The sequence below is a fragment of the Bacillus sp. AFS040349 genome, from assembly GCF_002577655.1.
Taxonomy (GTDB): Bacteria; Bacillota; Bacilli; order Bacillales; family Bacillaceae; genus Metabacillus.
In genome coordinates, this window is the sequence record NZ_NUMC01000144.1 from 23,204 (window position 1) to 44,963 (window position 21,760).

Sequence of the window (21,760 nt, forward strand, 5' to 3'; positions counted from 1 at the left end):
TAGAGTGTTATCATTAATAAACCTCTAATGTATTTGTCATAGAACGTTCATTGATACGCTATGAACTAAAAGTGTATAATAATCCTGAAAGACTAGCTTAAGGAGCTGACTTAAAGATGAGCTTTGATATATTTGGATTTCGTGCCTTGTGGAGTCCGTATTTTTTCATTGTTTTACTTGTGATTGTAGCCATCTATTTTTTGATCATTGGACCTTGGCGAACTAAGTTTAAAGATAGTTCTCCTGTTTCAAATAAACAAAAATTACTTTTTGTCACGGCTATACTGTTTATCTATATTAGTAAAGGAAGTCCTGTTGATCTTCTTGGGCACATTATGTTTAGTGCTCATATGACACAGATGGCAATATTATATTTAGTTGTACCCCCATTTATTATTTTGGGAGTACCGGATTGGCTATGGAGATCAATAATATATCGTCCAGTAATAAAGCCTATAATGAAAGTATTAACAAATCCAATAATAGCTTTAATTGTATTTAATGGAGTTTTTTCACTTTATCATGTTCCGCTAGTTTTCGATTTTGTGAAAACTGATTCATTGTATCACGCGATCATGACGACAGCTATTTTCATCGGTGCTATGTGTATGTGGTGGCCGTTATTAAATACATTATCAGATTGGAAATCGCTTACAGGTATAAAAAAAGTAGGATATATTTTTGCTGATGGAGTTTTATTAACACCTGCATGTGCACTTATTATTTTTGCTAATGATCCACTTTATTTAACTTATTCCGAGCCACAAGCATGGATTAATGCATTACAATTATGTGTTCCAGCTGATATGCTATCTGGATTAAATCTTACAGGTCCTGATATGTTTAATACATTACCACTTGTTGAGGATCAACAGCTTGGCGGAGTGTTGATGAAAATCATCCAAGAAATTGTTTATGGGACAATTCTTGCTTATATCTTTTTTAAATGGGCAGGTAATGAGAGACGAAGAGATGAACTTGAGTTGAAAAAGAACCTGTCTCCAGAACCAGTAAAATAATATATGAATTATTGGAGGCTGACATCTTATATCAGTCAGCCTTACATAAGTATTTTAAGTTATAAGAGAGGAAGAGACATGAATACATCACTACCGATTTTACCAACAATAAGTACCTCCTTTATCGTTATTAGTGCGATTTTTGTAGCAATTGGTTGGTACCTAATTAAACAACGAAAAATTGAAGCACATATGAAGGTAATGTTTTTAGCAGCTATATCAGCTATCATTTTCTTTGTTATATATGCTTCTCGCACGATTTTTATCGGCAATACAGCTTTCGGTGGACCAGATGAGTTAAAGATTTATTATACAATTTTTCTTATCTTCCATATAACATTAGCAACAATTGGAGCTGTACTAGGTATTATTTCTTTAATTACTGGTTATAAAAAGAACTATGCAAAACATCGAAAACTTGGTCCGGTAACAAGTATTGTTTGGTTTTTTACAGCCATCACTGGTGTTGCAGTTTATTTACTTTTATATGTTTTTTATCACGGTGGAGAAACAACGTCAGTCATTAAAGCAATCTTAGGGTTTTAAACATATTTTAAGGGTGGGTTAGAATAAAATGTTCTAAACCGCCTTTTTTTATTGTCTTGAAACAAGAAAAATATTGTTTAAGGTAACATATATGATAAGTGCGTAATCCACTTAGCATTTACTTCTTTTCATGATGTTAAAATCAATCAGAGGGGAGAGAATGGCTTGATTGAAATTTTAACAAACCGGTTAATGATTGTCCCATGTTCACTTGATATTGCAAAATCATTAGTATTTCATAGAAAAGAATTAGATAAACGTTCACCTATTGAAATCCCTAAAAGCTGGCCATCTTCATATGTACGAGGATTTTTACCTTTCTATATTGAGAGTTTGGAGAAGAAGGAAAAAGAATCTGAATGCGGATTGTGGATGATTATTATGTATGAGGACAAGAAAATTATTGGTGATATTTTATTGCAAGGAAATCCTTCTAAAGAAGGAAAAGTTCACTTATGTTACCATGTTGAAGATAAGACTTTAGACGAAACAATTGCATATGAAGCAGTTGATGCTTTTATTGATTGGCTAACGTATCAAATGTCTGTTAAGAAGGTTGTGATGGAGTGTGAGATGAATGAAACACATTCGATTAGACTATTTGAAAAGCTCGGTTTTATCTGCAAAGAAAAAGAAGGCCAGTTTTTAATGTGGGAAATCCAAAAAGATGAATAGCTTAATGTTTTGGCTGAAATAGGTTTTTAAAGTGTTTTTCTATTTCAGCTATCTTAAAGGAGATTTTTATAAACTACATAATCATGAGGTAGTTTAGAGTCATTCCGTTTTAAAAAGTCTTAGTTTCAAGCTTGTTTTTTCAGAGATGTGTAAAAAGACAATGCCTTTTATAAAGTGAAGGAAAGTTGATTACTGAATAAAACAAAAAAGAAAGAGCATGGGCTCTTTCTTTTTATAATTTAAATTTAATTTTGATTAAACCTGCTTCTCTTGCTGAATTGTAAACAATTAAGATCATTGGACCAATGAAAAATCCAAGCACACCAAATAATTTTAACCCTAAATACATGGAAATTAATGTGGCAAGAGGAGATAATCCAATATGAGTTCCCATTACCTTTGGTTCAATTGTTCTTCTAATAACTAAAAGGATTATGGTTAAAACACCGAGTTTTGCTGCTATTGCCATATCACCAGTAACCAAATGATATAGAGTCCATGGTCCCATAATAATAATGGATCCTATTAATGGGATTACATCAATAATCCAGATAATTAAAGACATAATTAGTGCAATTTCAGGTGCAATAAACAATAAACCAATTAAAGATGCAACAAAAATGATAATACTAACTAAAAATTGTGCTTTGATAAATCCCATCACAACGTAAGTTAAGCGGGAAATCATAAAAGTTACTTTTTCAGCTGTTTTATCTGTTAAATAAGAGTATGCTTTTGTTTTTAATCTAGGTAACTCCAGCATAAATAAAAAAAGAGCAATTAAATAAACGATTAAATTTACTAAATAGTTTGGTATGTTTGTAAAAATTGCCTTTACATTCTCAATGTTTACAGAGCTTGTTAATTCTAATCTGGTCTTTTGTAAAAAACTTGTTACTTGGTTACTAACCTCTTCAACAAAGATTGGTGGAAGATCTTGGGCAGTATTTGAAATATCATCTTCAAAGTTTTCCCAAACCTTAGTAATCTCATTTATATAGGATGGAGCATTATCTGCTATTTGAACAACCTCTCCAACTACCTTAGTGGTTAAGATATAACCACTAACACTTATGAGAATTAGAAATAACAAAAACACTATTAAAACTGATAAGTGTCTGTTTAATGTTCCTCTCCGCTGAAGCAACCGGATAGCTGGTTCAAGAAATAGGGCAGTAATAAAAGCGACAATCAGTGGAACAGAAATTGGTAGAATGTAAAATAGGATTACACCCACAATGATAATTGATACAATTGTTAAGAGAATTCTTTTGTTTAAAATAGTGGTCAAATTTGTGCCCCTTTCTAAAGAAACATTTCTTATCTCATTATAGTACGAAACTCGATGAAAACAAAGAATTTTCAATCGCTTTAAAGGTGCAATAAGAACGTTTGGAAGCTATTTTTAAGGTGAAATAGCCTTTTAAAAATCGGTAGGAATGGGACCACTTTTACTTAGGTTAAATGTATATCCCTAAATTAATGTTTAGCTATAAAGTAAATAACAAAACTTTAATTTAAACAAAAATAAAAAAGCATGGACTAGTCCGGTGCTTTTTTATTTTTGTAGGTTTATTTATGCTTACTGAACCTTTTTTAATTCTTCAGATAATCTTTTTAATAGATTTTTACTAGTATCGACTACAGCTGATGGAAATACTTCTCCTTCACCGTACTCAACACCGTGAGGATAGTAGTGCTTGCCTAAAAGAGGAGTAATAAGCTTCATAACAGCATGACGTCCTCCAACATCTCCTTCAACAGCATAAGCAGGAACACGTAGATAGTAGATATCCCCTTTAGCTTCAATCTTACGATCGTAGGTAGCACGCTCATAATCCCATTGTCCCGCTCTTACTAACCCAAGATCGTCCATTATCTCATCTAAACGTGCAAGATCTATTGTAATTCCCTCTAAACCAGTGCCTTCAATTTTCATATGTAATTTCCCTCCTAAAGCCTTTTCACGTTATTTATTATAGCTTAAAACAACATAAAAGTTAAAGTGAAACTTTAACTCATTCATAGTTAGTTGAGCTTATTAAAAAAATATTATTGGAAAAAATATAAAAAAAGGAGGTATACACATGAGTTTGCAATTCACTCAGCGTAATATTCTACTATTTATCATGATTTGTATTTTGTTGTTATCTCCTCTTCAAGTGAGAGCAGAGGAATTTAATCACACAGTCAAAAAAGGGGAAACTTTATGGAGTATTGCTCAATCTTATCAAGTCGGATTATCAGAAATTCTTGCCTCGAATCGTCATATAGATAATCCTCATTTAATTTTCCCAGGACAGAAGCTGCATATTCCACAATTAAACGAAATTAAATTAATAGAAAAGCAAGTAATTACTTTAACAAACCTGGAAAGGAAGGATGCTGGTCTCCCACCATTACAGACCAATTGGGAGCTTTCCCGGGTTGCAAGATTTAAATCAAAGGACATGAAAGAGTTGAACTATTTTAGCCATGATTCACCAACATATGGCTCTCCCTTTACGATGATTAATAACTTTAATATTTCTTTCCGAACAGCAGCTGAAAACTTAGCAGCAGGTCAGAGAACCCCAAAAGAAGTAGTAAGTGCATGGATGAATAGTCCGGGACATCGTGCTAACATACTTAAAAAGGAAGTTTCGGAAATTGGAGTAGGGTATGTTAATGGAGGTGAGTATGGCCACTATTGGACACAAATGTTTATTAGCAGGTAAAGTGTTATATAATTTATTTGTAACAACTTTCTTACTAATTATTTGATACAATTAAAGTTATCAAAAAGTTTTAACATTAAGTTTCCAGGGTAATAATGATAAGACAGTTTAGGGCTTCTAGAACAATTATTGTGCATACTTGTTCATTTAAAGTAGAAAGAGAATAACAAGTATGTTGTCTCATATAATGAAAGAAATGGGAGAAGCATAAGGAGGAGGTTTTTTCACTGCATATACTGATTCGGAGCATTTTAATTTTTTGTATTATTTTTGTTAGTTATACGTTATTTTTTCATTATGGAAAATATACTCCAAATGAACAACTTAAAGAAGAGAATGTTCAAATATCAAATGAAGAATCAACGAATTCTGAAAAACAAGTTGCTGAAGGTGAAACAGCTCCAAATGAGGGTTTATTATCATTTATGGAGAAATCATCTGAAGAAATCACTGCAATACTAGGTGAGCCTGACCGTATCGATCCCTCTGCTTATGATTATGATTGGTGGATTTACGAACAAGAAGACAATCAATATATACAGGTGGGAGTTTTAAATCAAAGGGTCGTATCAGTTTATGGAATAGGAAAAGAATTAAACGCTAAACCGTTTGTGATTGGACAACCTATTCAAGAAGTCTTTAAAATACAACCTGTTTCATCTAGTTTATCACTAGAGTATGAAGGTAATTCATATCGTTTTGAATTTTCGGAGGAAGATATGAATACCAGACCAACAGTAAAAATAGGTGATGTGTTTGTGCAGTTATATATTGATAAATTTGACGGAATTTTATCAAGCATTCGGGTGATAGATGCTGAGACATTTATCAAACAACGCTCCTATGAGGTTACATACAGAGGTGAGCTCATTGAACCAAAAGAAATAAGTGAAGATAAATGGGAAAAGATTGAAGCTGGTGCTGAACAACAGATCTTGTCAATAACGAATATGTTAAGAGCAAGGCATGGTTTATCAGCTGTTCAGTGGCATGAAGATACGTCAAAGGTTGCTTTTTTACATAGTAAAGATATGAAAGAGAATGAATATTTTTCTCATGAATCGCCAACAGAAGGTACTCTTGTTAATCGTCTTGCACAATTGGATATCAAGTATCAGATGGCAGGTGAAAACATAGCTGCTCAATATGTAGACGCTATTGCAGCAAGTGAAGGGTGGCTAAACAGTAAAGGTCATCGTGATACTATGCTAAACGAGGAATTTACACACTTAGGAGTTGGAGTAGACGGTCTTTATTATACACAGAATTTTATTACAAATTGGGATTTAAACCAATAAACATAGTAACAAGCAAGACCCTTTTTCTTTGTTGGCAAGGGTCTTGTTTAATTTAATTTACTTTACGATACGCTCTTCTTTCAGCATAGCTAATGCAAAGCGCGCACACATAAATCTCTTGACCAATATCATTGAGATAAAATAAACCTTTGTTATTCTTCTTATTACATATTTTACATTGCTTTTTCAGAAAAAACTTTTTCATCTCACTCACCCATAATTATGTTCTATTAATAATAAAAAAACTTGCTGTACTATGTGCAATTAATGTTCCGTCATCACGAAAAACTTTTCCTTCCGTAACAACCGTTTTATTGCCTTTATGAATCATCCCGGCAACACATGTCAGTTCCTTGCCAACCCCTGGAGCCACATAGTTAATTTTAATTTCAGTTGTAACGGCTGCTTTATCAGGGGGGAGGATATGATGGACAAGCCCTCCCATAGCTGAGTCTAATAAAGTAGCGGTTATTCCGCCATGTACTATGTTTAGTGCATTCTGAATAATTGGTGTGTTTGGAATGGTAATTTTAAATTCATGTTCCTTGTACTCGCCCTCAGCATGGAGAAGCGCACCTATGTAGGAACCTTTTTCATGAAATTGCTTTTTCTTCAATCCATTAAGTAGAAGTTCTAAAACATATTGATCCTCTTCATTTGCATTTTGTAAAACTTCGGAACTTAATTTTAATAATTCATCCTTTGTCATACTGTTACCCTCTCCTTTTTAGATAGTGATATTTTACCAAAAATTTGTTACATTTAGTTATTTTTCTAATAATAAATAGATTTACTTTGTTTTATTTTTTTCTAAATATGGGCGAACAGTCTAATGGTTTCTTAAATAAGATATTATAGGCAAATGTATCAATGAGGTGAGAATAATGACATCTAAAAAAACGCATCCATCTGTACAACAATTTAAGGAATTTGTTAAAAAACATCCCAAACTTGTTCAAGAAGTCCGTAAGGGTAATAAAGAGTGGCAGGAAGTGTTTGAAGATTGGTATTTACTTGGAGAAAATGATATTGTTTGGAAACAGTATAAAGGAGATCAGGCAGAGGATTCTTCTGAAAAGGAAACAAAAAGTAAATCTGATTTTATGACACAAATATTTTCAGCTGTTAAGCAAATGGATATGGATACTGTAAACCATCATATTAACAACATGAGTAGTACTATTTCTACCATTCAAGGTCTTTTCGATCAGTTTGGTGGTTCAAAAGGCTCTAATCAAAAGTCTGCAACAGCAAGTCAGCATCCCTTTTCATTCAGAAAGGATTAGTGACCAAATCGTGACTCCGAATGGAGGAGAATGATGAGAAAAGAAGTTCAAGATTATATATTTGCAAATGATGAACGAAAGAAATTTGTACGTGAACAACCATATTGGTATAGGAAACTGTCAAGAAACCCTAATGATATAAACGATATGGAAATTAGTATGATGAACTATTATCAAAAGACAATTCCTCATAAAGTACAGCAGTTTTCAAACTCGATACAAATGGCGTCGATGATGGTAGCAATGTTTCAATCTATGAGACAGCAGGATTAGAATGGTGATTAACACTTACAGGCAAGGTGATTAGTTATAATTGCCTGCCTGTTTTTTTTATCTCCTTACATAAAGAGACATCTGAAAAGTATTCATGAATTTCTACGCCTCTGTAAACACTAAGAAAAAGGAGGCAGATAGGATGAAGCGATTTTTTTGTACGGTTTTTTTATTAGGTATTGTCACTGGATGTGTTGAAGATAAACCAAGACCAGAAGGAAACTTAGAGGTTGTACCTCTTCAAGTGGTGAACCATTCATTTGAGGCAATGGAAGTGATAAATCAACAGCGTAAAATGAATATATCTGTTAAACATCATATAAGAGATCAAGATGTTTATGTAGAATGTTATATACCTTCATTTACCTTTAAAGAAAAAGGAGGAAAAAAGGTAGATGGTGAGGGTCATTTACAGTTATCTGTTGATGGCAAGGTTGTTGATCATATTCAAACGGCTGCTTTTGTTATAAAAGGATTAGAAAAAGGAACCCACACATTTGAAATAGAGGTTGTTCATAATGATTCTACTAGCTATGAACTAAAAAAATCATGGAATGCTACCATTCAATAAATAAAAGGATTATCATGTTAATATTTTAAATTTCTCATTTGACGATATTCATGATAGAATGATTATCGGAGGTGCATATACTCTATGTTTGCTACACTTGAGAGCACATTATTAGTAGATCAAGCTGAAGAACTTGCTAACTTGGTACTTCAATCAGAGACTGTTGAGGAGTATCGTCGTAGTTTCAATATATTAAAAAAAGATCAAGAAGCTCAACAACTAATTCAGGAATTTACTAAGATTAAGGACCTGTACGAAGATGTTCAACGTTTTGGTAAATATCATCCTGATTATCGTAAAATTACAAAAGATTTGCGTGATATTAAGCGTGAGGTAGATTTGAACGAAAGTATATCTAATTTTAAGAAGGCTGAGAATGAAGTACAATCTCTTCTTGATGAAATTAGTGTGCAAATCGGTCAAGCTGTTTCCATCCATGTTAAAGTTCCTACAGGTAACCCATTTTTTGAATCTAGTTGTGGCGGGGGATGCGGATCTGGTGGAAGTTGTGGGTGTAAGGTATCCTAAAACGAGTATTACTGCTCGTTTTCTTTTTTTGCTAAAATGTACAGATGATTAAAATAATACAGATTTAACTGACATTTTTTAAAAATTAGCTTATACGAGTTAATTTCATAATAATAACTCTTAAATCAAAAAACGAACATTTTTCTTCATCCGGAACTTGTTAATAAACAATACACGGATAAAAATACTAATAAAGGTGAAATTCATACGTTTTTTGGTAACAAATGATACATTATGAAATTGATTCATACAAATATTGTTTATAAAATGAAAATTTGCTAGACTTTTTATTGGAAATAATGATGTTACTAATGTTGTTTAGATAACCTGAGGGAGACAAGAGTATGTTTGAAAAGCGTCAAGGGATAGTTGTTTGGCTCCATACATTAAAACAATTAAAAATGCTTAGAAAATTTGGGAATGTTCATTATGTTTCAAAAAAATTAAAATACGTTGTCCTGTATTGTAATATGGATGTAACAGAGCAAACGATTCAAAAGCTCTCTTCCTACTCCTTTGTTAAACATGTTGAGCCCTCTTACAAACCCTTTCTAAAGCTGGAATTTGAATCAAAAATTGATAAAGCAAAAGAATATGATTACAAAATTGGCTTGTAGTTATTAAACTGCATCCAAAAAAGGCTGACAATAGTGTCAGCCTTTTTCCATTTGTTGAAAGTAAGGTCGTAAGATCGTAGTGACCAGTTTTAAGGGTGAATGATATGCTATTGAAGAGGAGGGATAAGATGGTTTAGTCTTAAAATCCCAATCAGATATTGGTAGTAAAGATCAGTTTCATTAAACATACTTGATGGTTTAACATCAAACGAAATAATATTCTTCTGCAATGTTTTAGCCAATTCATTAAATAAATCATATCGTTTGTTTTCTAATTGGTTCGGATTAGGTATCCCTTCCCTACATATATATAAGGCTTGGAAATTCCCCGGATCAGTAGGCTTCATAATTACCACAACGGAAGTAACATCTTTGTCATTCAATTTTGTATGTAAAGCTAGTAAATGAGTTACTCGATGTTTATTAGCCATTGCTGTTTCAATTAACTCATAAATATCAGAATAACCCTCACCTAATTCAATAAAACGCTGTATCATAAAAACTTCCCCCTGAAAAAAATTTAACAATATTTCATTTAACCGATCCAACTATAACATGTAAATAGTAAAAAGAGAAGTTGGATAGTAGCTTATATGTTTTCTTGAAAAACATGGATTTTCAGCTAGTACTAATCCTAAATCCTTAGTCCAGTCTATAAATTCCTATTAAAAAAACCCTACAGAAATTAATCTGTAGGGTCCTTCAATACCTTTTATACTAAAGGCTGAAGGCAAAGGGAGAGGAGAAACCGGAGGAAGAACTTATGGGGAAACGTAAGTCTTCTCCGCGGTTGGCAACAACATCAACGAATCGATGTTGTTACTAATCATTATCACCAAATGGTTAATCAGTATACATCATTATGTAATTTTTTCTTAACTTTTTATCCAACTGCAATTCAAAAAGAGAGAACTTGAGGATAAGAGTATAGGAAACAATATTAATTGAAGAAAATATTACTAATAAGTTTAGATATTGTAACAAACTGAAGGCCTATGGTAGGATTAAGTGAAAACTTTAAAAAATCATGTTTTTATCTTTATTTATATCATGTAAAATTAAAAAGTAGTGGTGAACGTAATGAGAGTAGTATCTGGAAACTATAAAGGGAGACAGCTTAAAGCTGTACCTGGAACAACAACAAGACCAACAACTGATAAAGTTAAGGAAGCTATTTTTAATATGGTTGGTCCATATTTTGATGGGGGCTTAGCGTTAGATTTATTTGCCGGTAGTGGAGGGTTAGGAATTGAAGCACTTAGTCGGGGAATTGAACGCTGTATCTTTGTTGATCGTGAGCCAAAAGCGATACAAACAATACATAAAAATTTAGAGATTTGTCAAGCTACCGAATTTGAGGTATATCGTAATGATGCAGAAAGAGCATTAAAGGCTATAATAAAAAGGGAGTTACGTTTTCAATTAATCTTGTTAGATCCACCGTATAAGCAACAAAAATTGAAAGCGCTTTTAAAAATGATAAGTGAAAATGGTTTATTAGACAAAAACGGTTTTATTGTTACCGAGCATGGTTCTGACATAGTACTTACTGAAGAAGTTGAGGAACTTGTTCAAGTAAAACAAGAAACCTATGGTACGAGTTCAATTACAATTTATAGTAACAAGGAAGCAATTGGGGAGGATGAATAAATGGGTAGTATTGCAGTATGTCCAGGTAGTTTTGACCCTATTACTTATGGACATTTAGACATTATCAAAAGAGGAGCAAAAGTATTTGAAGAGGTATATGTTTGTGTCCTAAATAATGCTTCAAAACAACCATTGTTTACTGTGGATGAACGATGTGAGCTTATCCGGGAAGTGACCAAAGAAATGCCAAATGTCATTGTAGAATCATATCGTGGTCTTCTTATTGATTATGTTCGAGAAAAAAATGCACAAGCCATTTTACGTGGCTTACGTGCAGTTTCAGATTTTGAATATGAAATGCAAATTACTTCCATGAACAGAGTACTAGATGAGAATATTGAAACATTCTTCATGATGACAAACAACCAATATTCCTTCCTAAGTTCGAGTATTGTTAAAGAAGTTGCAAAATATAAAGGAGATATTTCTGAATTGGTACCAGAAGTTGTAGAAAAGGCACTTAAAACTAAATTTGTAAATGAATAAAAGGTGAAAAGGTGAGGGAGCTCCTCACCTTTTTTAGATATTTGAGTATTGTTTTATGATAACTTCGTGAAAACATTCCTTTTTCCATAAAGAATGATATATAGCAATAAAGATGCTAATGTAATGATGGGACCAGTATGGATAACTATTTCCCAATAGATTTTTGCCCATTCGGGTCCATTTGTCATTAAAATAACTGGTAAATCACTCGTATTGTGAGCTTGTAGATTCAAGTACAATGGCTTGAACAACAAGTAAGCAATGAACGAAGAATAAAAACCTTGCAGAATTCTAGCGATGAAAAAGGGCTTAAATCTAATATCAGTGTCAGCTAAAATACTTGCAACTTGGGCCTGTATTGATAATCCTCCAAAAGCTAAAATGAAGCTTGCAATCATTACTTTATCTAAAAGATTTGCATTGGTTTCGCTCACTAACTGATTGCCTAGAGTAATTTCAAAGATGCCGGTAATAAGAGGTACGCTTAAATCAGTAGCGATGTGGAAAAATGCTAAAAATCCAGAGAAAATAAGACCGATTATCTCCGTAACAGAAATGATGGCTAAAATTTTATTGAATACCGAGAAAAGGATAATAAATCCGCCAATCATTAGTAATGTTTGAATTGATGATATGACGGCATCTCCAAGCATTTTTCCTAATGGCCTGGTTTCACTCACTCTTGTAGCATGCAGCTCCTTAAGAGCAATTGAAAGAGGTGAAAAGAAGGACTTCTTTTTCTTCGGTTGAATGACTGAATCGGATCCTCCATAAAATCTCATTGTCAATCCAACACCTAAATTCCCTAAATAATGTGATGCAGCTAATAATATACCAAGTGAAGGATTGTCAAAAAAACCAACTGCAACGGCACCAAAAATAAATAAAGGGTTTGAAGAACTTGTAAATGATACAAGCCGCTCTGCCTGAACTGTGGTTAGTTGTTTTTCCTGCCTCATTCTTGCCGTAAGTTTTGCTCCAGCTGGATTACCTGAAGCCATCCCCATTGCCCATACAAAACCACCTACACCCGGAACTCGAAAAATTGGTCTCATCAGTGGCTCTAAAAGAACTCCAATAAATTTGACAACACCAAAACCAATAAGAAGTTCGGAAACAATAAAAAAAGGAAGAAGTGATGGAAAAACTACTTCCCACCAAATTGATAGTCCCCTTGTTGATGCATCAAGAGACTCCTTAGGATTAAGAATAATGGCAACTGTTAAGCCGCTAATAAAAATAGCTAAGATAATTGTTTTAAGTTTTGAAAGACTCAAAATGTGACGCCTCCTAAATTAAACACACATGTATGAAAATAAGGATCATACAGCTTTTCCAAACAATTGTACAATCCTTACTAATTCAATATACGTGAATAGGTGGACATTTTAGACCATAAGAATGTCATAGGAGCTTAAATAAACACTGGGGTACACTCCATAAGTATTTTCTCTAACAGAACCCTAATTATAGTCAGAGACCCTGGTGCAGTGAAGATCAAGGTTTAAATGTAGCAACTTGCTTAAATATAAATCAGTTGCGAAATATTACTAATAAGGTAATCATATATTTTATTCTATTCCAGTGAAAAAGGAGGAACTCTCCTTGAAAAAAGAACCCAAAATCGGACTAGCGCTTGGCTCAGGAGGTGCAAGAGGATTTGCTCATTTAGGAGTATTAAAGGTTTTAAAAGAAAATGGTATACCAATTGATTTAATAGCCGGTAGCAGTATGGGAGCGGTCGTTGGAACCTTGTATGCAGCAGGAACGAGTATAGAACGACTTTATCAGTTTGCATTAGCGTTTAAGAGGAAATATTATTTAGATTATACCGTACCTAAAATGGGGTTTATTTCAGGAAATCGTGTAAAAGAGCTTATTCGGTTATTTACACACCAAAAAGACTTTCATCAATTAAATATTCCTGTTGCAGTTGTTGCAACTGATTTATATGATGGGAAAAAGGTTATATTTAAAGAGGGGCCAGTTGCAGATGCTGTCCGTGCAAGTATTGCCATACCAGGAATTTTTGTACCTGAAAAGATAGATGGAAGGTTGTTAGTGGACGGTGGAGTTGTTGATCGGGTGCCCGTTTCGGTTGTAAAGGAAATGGGTGCTGATATCGTCATTGCTGTAGATGTGTCACATGTAAAAAGGAATGAAGACATTACATCAATTTTTGATGTTATTCTCCAAAGCTTAGATATTATGCAAGATGAACTAGTTCATCACAGGGAAATAGCATCTGATGTGATGATAAGGCCACATGTTGAACAGTATAGTTCAAGAGCTTTCACGAATATTAAAGAAATCATTGAGATTGGGGAAACAGAAGCTCAGAAACATGTAGATAAAATTCAAGATCTTATCGTAAAGTGGAAGGAGACAAATTTTTAATGAAGAATAAATCACTGCTTAGATCTAGTCTAATTGTTTTAATTATTATCCTTATCATATCCTTCATTAAACTTCCGTACTACATTACTCAGCCAGGTATGGCATCTGAATTGGAACCAATTATTAAGGTTGAAAATGGTGATGAAAATGAGAAAGGAAGTTTTTCTTTAACAACTGTCCGCTTCGGCAGGGCAAACCCTTTTACATATATATGGGCCAAGCTTCAAGACTACCATTATATCCATCCATTAGAAGATATTAAAAGAGAGGATGAAACAGATAAAGAGTACTTTAACAGACAATTACATATGATGGAGGTTTCACAAGAATCTGCCATAACAATTGCCTATCAAAAAGCAAACAAAAAGGTAGAGTATACATTTCATGGAATATATGTTGATGGAATAATTAAGGAAATGCCTGCAGGAAGTATATTAGAAGTTGGAGATCGCATATACAAGGTAGATAATAAAGAATTTCAAACAGCTGAAGAATTTATAGAATATGTTAGTCAGAAAAAAGAAGGAGAAGAAGTAACAATCACATTTGAACGTGAAGGGAAACAGGACCAAGCTACGCTGCCATTAACGTCATTCCCTAATGATCCCGATAAAGTAGGGATTGGAATATCGTTAGTGACAGATCGACAATTAGATGTAGACCCTGATATTGAATTGAAAACTGAGGAAATTGGTGGGCCTTCAGCTGGTCTAATGATGTCACTAGAAATTTATAATCAATTAACTAAAGGTGATTTGACCAAAGGTTACGAAATAGCTGGGACAGGAACAATTAGTTCGTCAGGGGAAGTAGGACCTATTGGTGGTATTTCGCAGAAAATTGTCGCAGCAGATCGACAAGGAATTGACGTATTCTTTGCTCCTAATGAAAAAGACAGCCCAACATCAAATTATAAAGAAGCCATTGAAACAGGTGAAAACATACAGACTAAGATGGAGATTATTCCGATAGACACTTTTGATGAAGCGGTAGAATATCTACTAAACTTAGAGGAGAAAGGATGAATTTTATCCTTTCTCTTTCTTTATTAAAAAATAATAACCCTCAAAACGGAAAGAGGTACAACTTAGGTATTGAGATTAAAGGAAGTTATTCTATGGCTTGTATTATCTCACTCTAATGGGTGGAGTGGAGAACTCTTCTTTTAATCGTTTCGTTCGAATTGGTTCATTATAAATCATTTGATAGGCATGTGCAGCTTTAATATCTAAATCCAGCAATGGATGGTCAAAGGAAGTAACTTTAGATAGTAGCGGCAGCATTAATTGTTTTTTTATATGACTTAAATAAGCCTGACCTTCTGAAGACATACCTAGAAGTCTAATATATGGTGACGTTTGGCCTTCATTCATACATTTCATTTGTTCTTTTGTTGTGTTAGTTAATAGATGAGTACATAGTCTTTGAAGTCTTGTCCATGTATAACGTTTTGTTTTTAACGATTCCATAAACTCTTGGAAACTTGAAGAACTTTGAATGAATCTTTTTATTCTATGCTCTAATCCTTCTTCAACTTCGTAGATTGAACCGATTTCCTCGGTTGTCATCGTCATAATCCGATATTTTAATAAATGAAAGTAAAGTTCCCAACGGTGTAAGTGATAATTCTTTTTATTTTCTTGCAGGAATTGTAAAGTGACTTCAGGTACATAACTTTGAATGGGATGATTTTCTGAAAACAATGCTTTACGAATACTAGTTGCACTTGCAATTGTAGGTGATCGAAACTGCTGATCATGATATCCTGCAGAGGTACGTTTTATTGTTAAAGGCTTTATTTTTGAATGCTGCTGAAGAATTGCGCGAACATAATAAAACCCTAAAATATTATTAGGTAATGAAAGATCTAATAATTCTTTATCACCGTTCAAATTTTTGTATGCCAGAGTTAATGCCTTCGGATAACTAACCCCAGTTTTTACATACTGTTGAATTAAGTCTTCATACTCTGCTTTGGATTGTTCTAGAAAATGATTTGTAGAAATAAAAGGATTGATATCTCCTAATTCACTGCCAAAGCATAAATAATCACAACCTAGAGCATCAAGAATAGATACAGCACCACTAGCAAATGTTTCAGCCTTTTGTGTTGCAAATGCGTAAGGTAATTCTACAACAAGATCAACACCACAATATAAGGCCATTTTTGTACGAGTCCATTTTGATACAATTGCTGGTTCGCCCCTTTGCAGGAAATGACCACTCATTACAGCAATTACAACAGAAGCATTTGACTTTTTAATCGATTCTCTCAAGTGATATAAATGACCATTATGAAATGGATTATATTCAACAACTAGACCTACTACACTCATGTAATCACCACTCTTTTTCATTCTACTATTTTCATATGGATAATTTTTATAATATTATAGGGTATAAAGAACAATCTATAAACCTTTGGAAGGAAATTAACATGTAAGTTAGGAGATAAATAATCATGATTTCAGAGTAAGCAATAAATTTAAGGTGAAAATATATAATAAACTATAGCTCTAAAAACGAAAAGTAAGCTTGATATTTCAACACAAATTTTAAATAGGGTATCGATATGATTAAAGATGGTTTTGTTTTGAAAATATAGGTTTATCATGTATACTTACACTGTAAAGAAAAAATATTGACAAATATAATTGCGAAGGCTATAATTACCTTTGTTGCCTTGAGGTGATACGATTTGAAATGGACAATTAGTCAACTACATCAATTACAAAGCAAGGGATTAAAATTTGATGAAGAAATTGATTTAAGCGAATGGGTCAAAAGTCAATCTGACATTCGTGATATTTCGCCAGTAAATGTTAAAGGAAGAGCCGATATAAGCTCCACTAAAGTAACATTCCATCTGTCAATTTCAGGTTCAATGGTTTTACCTTGTTCACGAACATTAGTGGATGTTCCGTATCCATTTTTAATTGATACAACGGAAACATTTTTATTAAAACCCGCAGACTATGAAACGTCAGAGGATTTCTACTTACCAGAGGGTGAAATCGTTGATTTAACTCCTATAATAAAAGAAATTCTTCTTGTAGAAATTCCGATGCAGGTATTCTGTGATGATGTAAGAAATGAAGAAGGAGCAGCTCCACAATCTGGTAAAGACTGGGAAGTTATTGCTGAGGAAGATCAGCAAAACAAGGTTGATCCACGATTGGCTGGACTAGCTAAATTCTTCGAAAATGAAGAAAGCTAATGATTTTTTGAATAGCTTAAAAAGCAAATGAGCTGATGCATATTGTATCGGTCTCACAAATGCGTAATGCTCTTTAAGGAGGTGGGAATAATGGCTGTACCTTTTAGAAGAACTTCTAAAACGAGAAAACGACTACGTCGTACACATTTTAAATTACAAGTACCTGGTATGGTAGAATGCCCAAACTGCGGTGAAAGCAAACTTGCTCACCGTGTATGTAAAGCATGTGGAACATACAAAGGAAAAGATGTTGTAAGCAAATAATAATTTGTTTCAACGAGGCGTAAGGACATTGTTCCTTACGCCTTTTATTTTTGTTTAGGAAATTATAACCCTCTTTAATTGAAGATAACGCTTCGACATCCAGCTCCAGTAATCTGATTTTTTGGCAAAAAAGTCAGATGCCTAACCTCTAAGGTCATAAGCCAATTTAGAATATCAGGCCAAAAAACGCCTTCTATTCTAATCGTCTTATTTCGGTCGGCTAGTTTTTCAATCATAAAAAAAATTTTTTGTTGTGTTGCATTTAAAAATTTTATCTAATAGATAATAAGAGACCTAAAGCAACAAAGAGTATTTTTCCTGAGTTTAAATTTTTAAATGGGAGGGTATGGAAGAATGAGTAAGTTAATTGTAAGTGAAATTGAGGATGGTTTGGTTGAATTACGTCTAAACCGACCGATTAAGCATAATGCTATAGATTACGAAATCATGGATGAAATAAAGAGAAATTTACAGTCACTTAAAACAAAAAAGAGCTTAAGAGCATTAATATTAACAGGAGAAGGAGATAAAGCGTTCTGCTCCGGTGGTGATGTTAAAGCATTTCAGCACCTTAAAACAAGGGATGAAGCATATTTTATGCTATCTAAAATGGGTGATGTTCTTTATGAACTCATGACTTTTCCTTTACCTACATTCGCTATAATAAACGGTATTGCTTTAGGTGGAGGGTGTGAAATTGCAACTGCATGTGATATTCGAATTGCGAGAAAAGGTGCCACTCTTGGCTTTATACAAGGTCAATTATCTATTACTACAGGTTGGGGTGGTGCAACACTGTTATATGAAAAGCTTTCATACGAGCATGCGATTTCCTTTTTATATTCAGCAAAAAAAATATCATCTAACGATGCGGAACATATGGGGTTTGTACAAAAGACTGTTTCTGATGAAAATTATAAAGAACAAAGCTATTCATTTATTAAAGAATCGCTAGTTAAAGACCCAAATGTTTTGAGAGCTTATAAAGCAGTGAAGGTTAGTCAATGGGAGCAATCGAATTTATATTCACGTATGATGTCAGAGATTAATCGTTGTGCAGAGCTCTGGTCTTCTGAGGAGCATCATCATGCAGTATCTGCCTTTCTTACAAGAAAAGGGAAGAGCTAATAAAGCTCATAATCATTACATACAATTTCTACCATTTCCTTCTGTATGATGGTCTATTTAATTGTGTGATTCATTCCTTATTAAGCATCTTCATTCCCGTCCTATTATCACCTTTTTCTAATGTAATAGAGTGTATTTAGTCTATCTACTCTACTAGCTGCATATGTATAGAAAAAAAGTGACTATTGGAGGGAATTTAAATGACAACTACGCGTCAAGATGCATGGACACATGATGAAGATTTATTATTAGCAGAAGTGGTATTAAGGCATATTCGAGAAGGTGCAACACAGCTGGCTGCGTTTGAGGAAGTAGGTCGTAAATTATCTCGTACAGCGGCAGCTTGTGGATTTAGATGGAACTCTCATGTTCGTAAACAGTATAAAACTGGAATCGAGGTTGCAAAAAAACAAAGAAAAGAGTTGCGAACTCTTAATTCACAGGAAAAAGTAGAGGAGCAAAAGGAAGTTAATGTAAAAGAGACTGCTTTAGAGGTGGAACATACAGAATCAACACAACCCACTCAGTTATCTGAACCAACTCAATCAAACCAACCTAGTACTAATTCGAAAAATGCTATTAAGGATCTTATTTCGTTCCTTCAGCAATATGAAGATGCCCCTTCTATAAAGGAGGTTCAAGAAGAGAATCTCCAATTAAGAAATAAAATTCAAGAATTACAAAATGAAGTTGAAAAGCTAAAAGATGAAAAGCAGTCTTTAACTAATCATTTGCAGGTTGTCGAAGAAGATTACCGCGCGTTAATTGAAATAATGGATCGAGCAAGAAAAATGGTTATTTTACAAGAGGATGAAAGAAGTAGGAAAGTTAAATTTCAGATGGATAAAAATGGTAATCTAGAAAGAGTGGAAAAGTAAAAAGGTTCATCTTATTATAAAAATGAAAACAGCTCATGAAGGATCATTTTCCTTTCATGAGCTGTTTTTTTGAGTTAGCATTAAAAAGTTTATTCTTGAATAGTAACGCCACTTGGATACCAAACTAAAGGGTTTTCCCCTTTATCCCGATCCATATCGTATTTTACAGGCTCAAATTGCATTTTTGACCAAAAATCACTGGATTTCACTCTAGGGTTTGTTTTGATTGGTAGGTTAAATGATTTTGCGTATTCCACTAACGCTCTACCATAACCCTTTCCTTGATAATTTGGTAATACTTCGAGTTTCCAAAGTTCTAAATAATCCTGTTTAGGTTCAAAATATTGATCAAATTTCATGTCAACACGGTATAAGCTCATTCTTGCCACCAGCTTGTCACCGTAATAAATCCCATAAAACGGTGAATCACTGTCATTTTCAATAATATTTGATTGAAGATCTTCTAACATTGAAAGTTCTTGAATACCATATTCTCTGAATTTTTTAAATTCTTCCAGGGTTTTGTAATTAACTAATAATTTCTCAACTTTTAACATACCTTTTCCCCCTTGGTGCAAATTCTACAATAATAAAATTACATTCACATGATAAAAAGACTAGTTCAGAGTGTTTGTTGTTTGATTATTTATAAATCCTATAATCTTCAAAGCAGCATTATTTTGACAACAAATCTTTTAATGTAAGTCTTTATAAGATATTGTTATTATACCATGATGAGTGTGAATAGTGGTATGATTTAGTTAACGCTTACACAAAATTAGCTAGAATTGTCAATTAGGCAAAATTCTAGTAAAAATACTGTTGGTTTTGTTATGATATTGATTAAGAGTGAACGATTTGTTAAGTATATATTGGCTTTAAGGGGCCTTATTTCAGAAGGTGAAGTTTATGGAAATTGGAATTATTGGTTCTGGATCATTAGGGTTACTTTATTCATTTTACCTTTCAGAAACCAATAAAGTTACTTTATATACCAGACGGGAAGAACAAGCAAATAAAATAAATAAACATGGTATTACTTTGGTTCAAGGAAATACAGAAATAACGAAGAAAGTGGAAGCATCATATGAGAAGAATTATAAAGAGCCAGTATTAATAATCACTGTTAAACAATACAGTCTCAACTCCATTATCGATACTTTAACAGGGCTTTCTCCACGAACCATTATATTTCTTCAAAATGGCATGGGGCATTTACGTTTTCTGAATCACTTGTCACATCATAATCTTATATTGGGTGTATCTGAGCATGGAGCATTAAAAGTGAGTGATTCTGTTGTACATCATACAGGAAGTGGAATAACAAAAATTTCAATGTATAAAGATTGTGAAATGGATGTAATGAACCAATTAATAAGAAATCAATCAGAAGTTTTTCCTTTTATACATAAATCTGATTGGGAAACAATGCTGAAAGAGAAATTAATTGTCAATGCTACCATTAACCCTCTAACAGCACTTTTTAGAGTCAAAAACGGAGAGCTTTTAACAAACCCTTATTTTCATAAACTTTTTTATGAACTTTTTGAAGAAGTGGCCGATCTACTTAAAATAGAGAATAAAGAATTATCTTGGAAACAAGTGCAAACTATATGTGAAAATACTTCGGAAAATCAATCTTCTATGTTTAAGGATATTTACAATGGTAGACAAACCGAAATTGATTCAATTCTCGGATATATGATAGAGCATTCTAATGAAAAATCCTGTCCTCGCATTTCATTTCTGTATCAAGCAATAAAAGGGATTGAGAGAGGAAAGGAGGGCGTATGAGCGGTTTCTTTACTTGGATTGTCTCAGTGGCGATTACGTTACCGATATTGAGTTTGTTATTCATTTATTTTCTTGTTCGAATTTTTGTTAGAGGAAAGAAAACAATTTTGTGGACTGTTGATTTATCAACAGCAGTTTTCATAGTATCCGTGCACTTTCATTTGTTAACCATATTTGAGCAATCATTTCTTCTTTATATTATATTACTACTTACTTTTTTAGCACTGGTTGTCTATTACTTTGAATATAAAAGTTCGAGGGAGCCTTCTATGTATGTGGCTATTAAAAAAATGTGGAGACTTTCATTTTTCCTTTTTTTCATAAGCTATGTAGGTCTTACCATTGGTGGTATTTTAACAGGAGTTTTTAAAAGTGCATTCCTATTATAGTTTTTAATTTTAAGCTATGTTAAACAA

At 33.3% G+C, this 21,760-nt stretch carries 27 protein-coding genes; 20 read left to right on the top strand and 7 right to left on the bottom strand.

The window, feature by feature from the left end; translation table 11 throughout:
* Positions 1-116 precede the first annotated feature (116 nt).
* The 3 genes from ctaG (at position 117) to COD11_RS23935 (ending at position 2,240) form a co-directional block, all read left to right on the top strand.
* Positions 117-1,019 (top strand): cytochrome c oxidase assembly factor CtaG, encoded by a 903-nt coding sequence (gene ctaG / locus COD11_RS23925; RefSeq protein WP_098799409.1) that lies wholly within the window; start codon positions 117-119, stop codon positions 1,017-1,019.
* 78 nt (positions 1,020-1,097) lie between these two features.
* A complete protein-coding gene (locus COD11_RS23930; RefSeq protein ID WP_098799410.1) occupies positions 1,098-1,565 on the top strand; it encodes a DUF420 domain-containing protein in 468 nt (155 codons plus the stop codon).
* A gap of 165 nt (positions 1,566-1,730) precedes the next feature.
* Complete coding sequence (locus COD11_RS23935) at positions 1,731-2,240, top strand: GNAT family N-acetyltransferase (RefSeq protein ID WP_098799411.1); 510 nt, start codon at positions 1,731-1,733, stop codon at positions 2,238-2,240.
* Positions 2,241-2,472: 232 nt separating this feature from the next.
* On the opposite strand, the gene ytvI is transcribed toward COD11_RS23935, so the two are convergent.
* Together ytvI and COD11_RS23945 are read right to left on the bottom strand one after the other, a co-directional pair.
* Positions 2,473-3,531, bottom strand: a complete 1,059-nt coding sequence (gene ytvI / locus COD11_RS23940; RefSeq protein ID WP_098799412.1) for a sporulation integral membrane protein YtvI — start codon at positions 3,529-3,531, stop codon at positions 2,473-2,475.
* Between the two features lie 291 nt (positions 3,532-3,822).
* Positions 3,823-4,179, bottom strand: a complete 357-nt coding sequence (locus COD11_RS23945; protein WP_098799413.1) for a YugN family protein — start codon at positions 4,177-4,179, stop codon at positions 3,823-3,825.
* Positions 4,180-4,327: 148 nt separating this feature from the next.
* Between COD11_RS23945 and COD11_RS23950 the strand changes: the two genes are divergently transcribed.
* Positions 4,328-4,957: a CAP domain-containing protein gene (locus tag COD11_RS23950; protein WP_098799414.1), complete on the top strand. Its 630-nt coding sequence runs from the start codon at positions 4,328-4,330 to the stop codon at positions 4,955-4,957.
* A gap of 227 nt (positions 4,958-5,184) precedes the next feature.
* Positions 5,185-6,255 (top strand): CAP domain-containing protein, encoded by a 1,071-nt coding sequence (locus COD11_RS23955; RefSeq protein WP_098799415.1) that lies wholly within the window; start codon positions 5,185-5,187, stop codon positions 6,253-6,255.
* 220 nt (positions 6,256-6,475) lie between these two features.
* On the opposite strand, the gene COD11_RS23960 is transcribed toward COD11_RS23955, so the two are convergent.
* Positions 6,476-6,964, bottom strand: a complete 489-nt coding sequence (locus COD11_RS23960) for a PaaI family thioesterase (protein WP_098799416.1) — start codon at positions 6,962-6,964, stop codon at positions 6,476-6,478.
* Positions 6,965-7,139: 175 nt separating this feature from the next.
* Between COD11_RS23960 and ylbD the strand changes: the two genes are divergently transcribed.
* The 5 genes from ylbD (at position 7,140) to COD11_RS23985 (ending at position 9,530) form a co-directional block, all read left to right on the top strand.
* A complete protein-coding gene (ylbD, locus tag COD11_RS23965; RefSeq protein ID WP_098799417.1) occupies positions 7,140-7,541 on the top strand; it encodes a YlbD family protein in 402 nt (133 codons plus the stop codon).
* A 33-nt stretch (positions 7,542-7,574) separates the two neighbouring features.
* Positions 7,575-7,814, top strand: a complete 240-nt coding sequence (locus COD11_RS23970; RefSeq protein WP_098799418.1) for a YlbE-like family protein — start codon at positions 7,575-7,577, stop codon at positions 7,812-7,814.
* A gap of 142 nt (positions 7,815-7,956) precedes the next feature.
* Positions 7,957-8,385 (top strand): hypothetical protein, encoded by a 429-nt coding sequence (locus COD11_RS23975; RefSeq protein ID WP_098799419.1) that lies wholly within the window; start codon positions 7,957-7,959, stop codon positions 8,383-8,385.
* 84 nt (positions 8,386-8,469) lie between these two features.
* The gene (locus COD11_RS23980; RefSeq protein WP_098799420.1) at positions 8,470-8,913 is read left to right on the top strand and encodes a YlbF/YmcA family competence regulator; all 444 of its coding nucleotides are present in this window, start codon (positions 8,470-8,472) and stop codon (positions 8,911-8,913) included.
* Between the two features lie 344 nt (positions 8,914-9,257).
* Positions 9,258-9,530, top strand: coding sequence for a YlbG family protein (locus COD11_RS23985; RefSeq protein ID WP_098799421.1), 273 nt, complete (start codon positions 9,258-9,260; stop codon positions 9,528-9,530).
* Positions 9,531-9,637: 107 nt separating this feature from the next.
* On the opposite strand, the gene COD11_RS23990 is transcribed toward COD11_RS23985, so the two are convergent.
* Complete coding sequence (locus COD11_RS23990; protein WP_098799422.1) at positions 9,638-10,027, bottom strand: DUF7147 family protein; 390 nt, start codon at positions 10,025-10,027, stop codon at positions 9,638-9,640.
* Between the two features lie 583 nt (positions 10,028-10,610).
* On the opposite strand from COD11_RS23990, the gene rsmD reads away from it, so the two are divergent.
* Both rsmD and coaD read left to right on the top strand, forming a co-directional pair.
* Entirely contained in the window at positions 10,611-11,180 is a 570-nt protein-coding gene (gene rsmD, locus COD11_RS23995; RefSeq protein WP_098799423.1) for a 16S rRNA (guanine(966)-N(2))-methyltransferase RsmD, read from the top strand.
* The gene (gene coaD / locus COD11_RS24000) at positions 11,181-11,666 is read left to right on the top strand and encodes a pantetheine-phosphate adenylyltransferase (RefSeq protein WP_098799424.1); all 486 of its coding nucleotides are present in this window, start codon (positions 11,181-11,183) and stop codon (positions 11,664-11,666) included.
* Positions 11,667-11,719: 53 nt separating this feature from the next.
* Here coaD and ylbJ read toward each other — a convergent pair whose 3' ends face one another.
* Positions 11,720-12,943, bottom strand: a complete 1,224-nt coding sequence (ylbJ, locus tag COD11_RS24005; protein ID WP_098799425.1) for a sporulation integral membrane protein YlbJ — start codon at positions 12,941-12,943, stop codon at positions 11,720-11,722.
* A gap of 328 nt (positions 12,944-13,271) precedes the next feature.
* Here ylbJ and COD11_RS24010 point away from each other — a divergent pair, with 328 nt between their 5' ends.
* A complete protein-coding gene (locus COD11_RS24010) occupies positions 13,272-14,063 on the top strand; it encodes a patatin-like phospholipase family protein (RefSeq protein ID WP_098799426.1) in 792 nt (263 codons plus the stop codon).
* Positions 14,063-15,088, top strand: coding sequence for a SepM family pheromone-processing serine protease (locus COD11_RS24015; protein ID WP_098799427.1), 1,026 nt, complete (start codon positions 14,063-14,065; stop codon positions 15,086-15,088). The genes COD11_RS24010 and COD11_RS24015 overlap by 1 nt, the downstream gene beginning before the upstream one ends.
* A gap of 102 nt (positions 15,089-15,190) precedes the next feature.
* Here COD11_RS24015 and COD11_RS24020 read toward each other — a convergent pair whose 3' ends face one another.
* On the bottom strand, positions 15,191-16,399 hold the full coding sequence (locus tag COD11_RS24020) for a nucleotidyltransferase (protein WP_098799428.1): 1,209 nt from the start codon (positions 16,397-16,399) through the stop codon (positions 15,191-15,193).
* 362 nt (positions 16,400-16,761) lie between these two features.
* On the opposite strand from COD11_RS24020, the gene COD11_RS24025 reads away from it, so the two are divergent.
* From COD11_RS24025 to COD11_RS24040, 4 genes are all read left to right on the top strand, one after another.
* Positions 16,762-17,280: a YceD family protein gene (locus tag COD11_RS24025; RefSeq protein WP_098799429.1), complete on the top strand. Its 519-nt coding sequence runs from the start codon at positions 16,762-16,764 to the stop codon at positions 17,278-17,280.
* 90 nt (positions 17,281-17,370) lie between these two features.
* Complete coding sequence (gene rpmF, locus COD11_RS24030; protein WP_026560479.1) at positions 17,371-17,544, top strand: 50S ribosomal protein L32; 174 nt, start codon at positions 17,371-17,373, stop codon at positions 17,542-17,544.
* 354 nt (positions 17,545-17,898) lie between these two features.
* Positions 17,899-18,672 carry an enoyl-CoA hydratase/isomerase family protein gene (locus COD11_RS24035; RefSeq protein ID WP_098799430.1) on the top strand — a complete coding sequence of 258 codons (774 nt, stop codon included), beginning with the start codon at positions 17,899-17,901 and terminating at the stop codon, positions 18,670-18,672.
* A gap of 200 nt (positions 18,673-18,872) precedes the next feature.
* On the top strand, positions 18,873-19,550 hold the full coding sequence (locus COD11_RS24040) for an RsfA family transcriptional regulator (RefSeq protein ID WP_098799431.1): 678 nt from the start codon (positions 18,873-18,875) through the stop codon (positions 19,548-19,550).
* Between the two features lie 89 nt (positions 19,551-19,639).
* On the opposite strand, the gene COD11_RS24045 is transcribed toward COD11_RS24040, so the two are convergent.
* Positions 19,640-20,107, bottom strand: coding sequence for an N-acetyltransferase (locus COD11_RS24045; RefSeq protein ID WP_098799432.1), 468 nt, complete (start codon positions 20,105-20,107; stop codon positions 19,640-19,642).
* Between the two features lie 352 nt (positions 20,108-20,459).
* Between COD11_RS24045 and COD11_RS24050 the strand changes: the two genes are divergently transcribed.
* Positions 20,460-21,344 (top strand): 2-dehydropantoate 2-reductase, encoded by an 885-nt coding sequence (locus COD11_RS24050; RefSeq protein ID WP_098799433.1) that lies wholly within the window; start codon positions 20,460-20,462, stop codon positions 21,342-21,344.
* Positions 21,341-21,733, top strand: a complete 393-nt coding sequence (locus COD11_RS24055; protein WP_098799434.1) for a DUF3397 domain-containing protein — start codon at positions 21,341-21,343, stop codon at positions 21,731-21,733. Before COD11_RS24050 ends, COD11_RS24055 begins: the two co-directional genes overlap by 4 nt.
* Positions 21,734-21,760 lie beyond the last annotated feature (27 nt).

Bases quoted from the DNA above. Each gene is read 5' to 3' on its own strand.
- COD11_RS23990 (WP_098799422.1), bottom strand. From the start codon at position 10,027: ATGATACAGCGTTTTATTGAATTAGGTGAGGGTTATTCTGATATTTAT.
- ctaG (WP_098799409.1), top strand. From the start codon at position 117: ATGAGCTTTGATATATTTGGATTTCGTGCCTTGTGGAGTCCGTATTTT.
- COD11_RS23950 (WP_098799414.1), top strand. From the start codon at position 4,328: ATGAGTTTGCAATTCACTCAGCGTAATATTCTACTATTTATCATGATT.
- ylbD (WP_098799417.1), top strand. From the start codon at position 7,140: ATGACATCTAAAAAAACGCATCCATCTGTACAACAATTTAAGGAATTT.
- COD11_RS24050 (WP_098799433.1), top strand. From the start codon at position 20,460: ATGGAAATTGGAATTATTGGTTCTGGATCATTAGGGTTACTTTATTCA.
- COD11_RS23945 (WP_098799413.1), bottom strand. From the start codon at position 4,179: ATGAAAATTGAAGGCACTGGTTTAGAGGGAATTACAATAGATCTTGCA.
- COD11_RS24015 (WP_098799427.1), top strand. From the start codon at position 14,063: ATGAAGAATAAATCACTGCTTAGATCTAGTCTAATTGTTTTAATTATT.
- COD11_RS24040 (WP_098799431.1), top strand. From the start codon at position 18,873: ATGACAACTACGCGTCAAGATGCATGGACACATGATGAAGATTTATTA.
- COD11_RS23975 (WP_098799419.1), top strand. From the start codon at position 7,957: ATGAAGCGATTTTTTTGTACGGTTTTTTTATTAGGTATTGTCACTGGA.
- COD11_RS24035 (WP_098799430.1), top strand. From the start codon at position 17,899: ATGAGTAAGTTAATTGTAAGTGAAATTGAGGATGGTTTGGTTGAATTA.
- COD11_RS23960 (WP_098799416.1), bottom strand. From the start codon at position 6,964: ATGACAAAGGATGAATTATTAAAATTAAGTTCCGAAGTTTTACAAAAT.
- COD11_RS23980 (WP_098799420.1), top strand. From the start codon at position 8,470: ATGTTTGCTACACTTGAGAGCACATTATTAGTAGATCAAGCTGAAGAA.
- COD11_RS23985 (WP_098799421.1), top strand. From the start codon at position 9,258: ATGTTTGAAAAGCGTCAAGGGATAGTTGTTTGGCTCCATACATTAAAA.
- COD11_RS24055 (WP_098799434.1), top strand. From the start codon at position 21,341: ATGAGCGGTTTCTTTACTTGGATTGTCTCAGTGGCGATTACGTTACCG.
- coaD (WP_098799424.1), top strand. From the start codon at position 11,181: ATGGGTAGTATTGCAGTATGTCCAGGTAGTTTTGACCCTATTACTTAT.
- COD11_RS23970 (WP_098799418.1), top strand. From the start codon at position 7,575: ATGAGAAAAGAAGTTCAAGATTATATATTTGCAAATGATGAACGAAAG.
- COD11_RS23930 (WP_098799410.1), top strand. From the start codon at position 1,098: ATGAATACATCACTACCGATTTTACCAACAATAAGTACCTCCTTTATC.
- COD11_RS24020 (WP_098799428.1), bottom strand. From the start codon at position 16,399: ATGAGTGTAGTAGGTCTAGTTGTTGAATATAATCCATTTCATAATGGT.
- rsmD (WP_098799423.1), top strand. From the start codon at position 10,611: ATGAGAGTAGTATCTGGAAACTATAAAGGGAGACAGCTTAAAGCTGTA.
- COD11_RS24045 (WP_098799432.1), bottom strand. From the start codon at position 20,107: ATGTTAAAAGTTGAGAAATTATTAGTTAATTACAAAACCCTGGAAGAA.
- rpmF (WP_026560479.1), top strand. From the start codon at position 17,371: ATGGCTGTACCTTTTAGAAGAACTTCTAAAACGAGAAAACGACTACGT.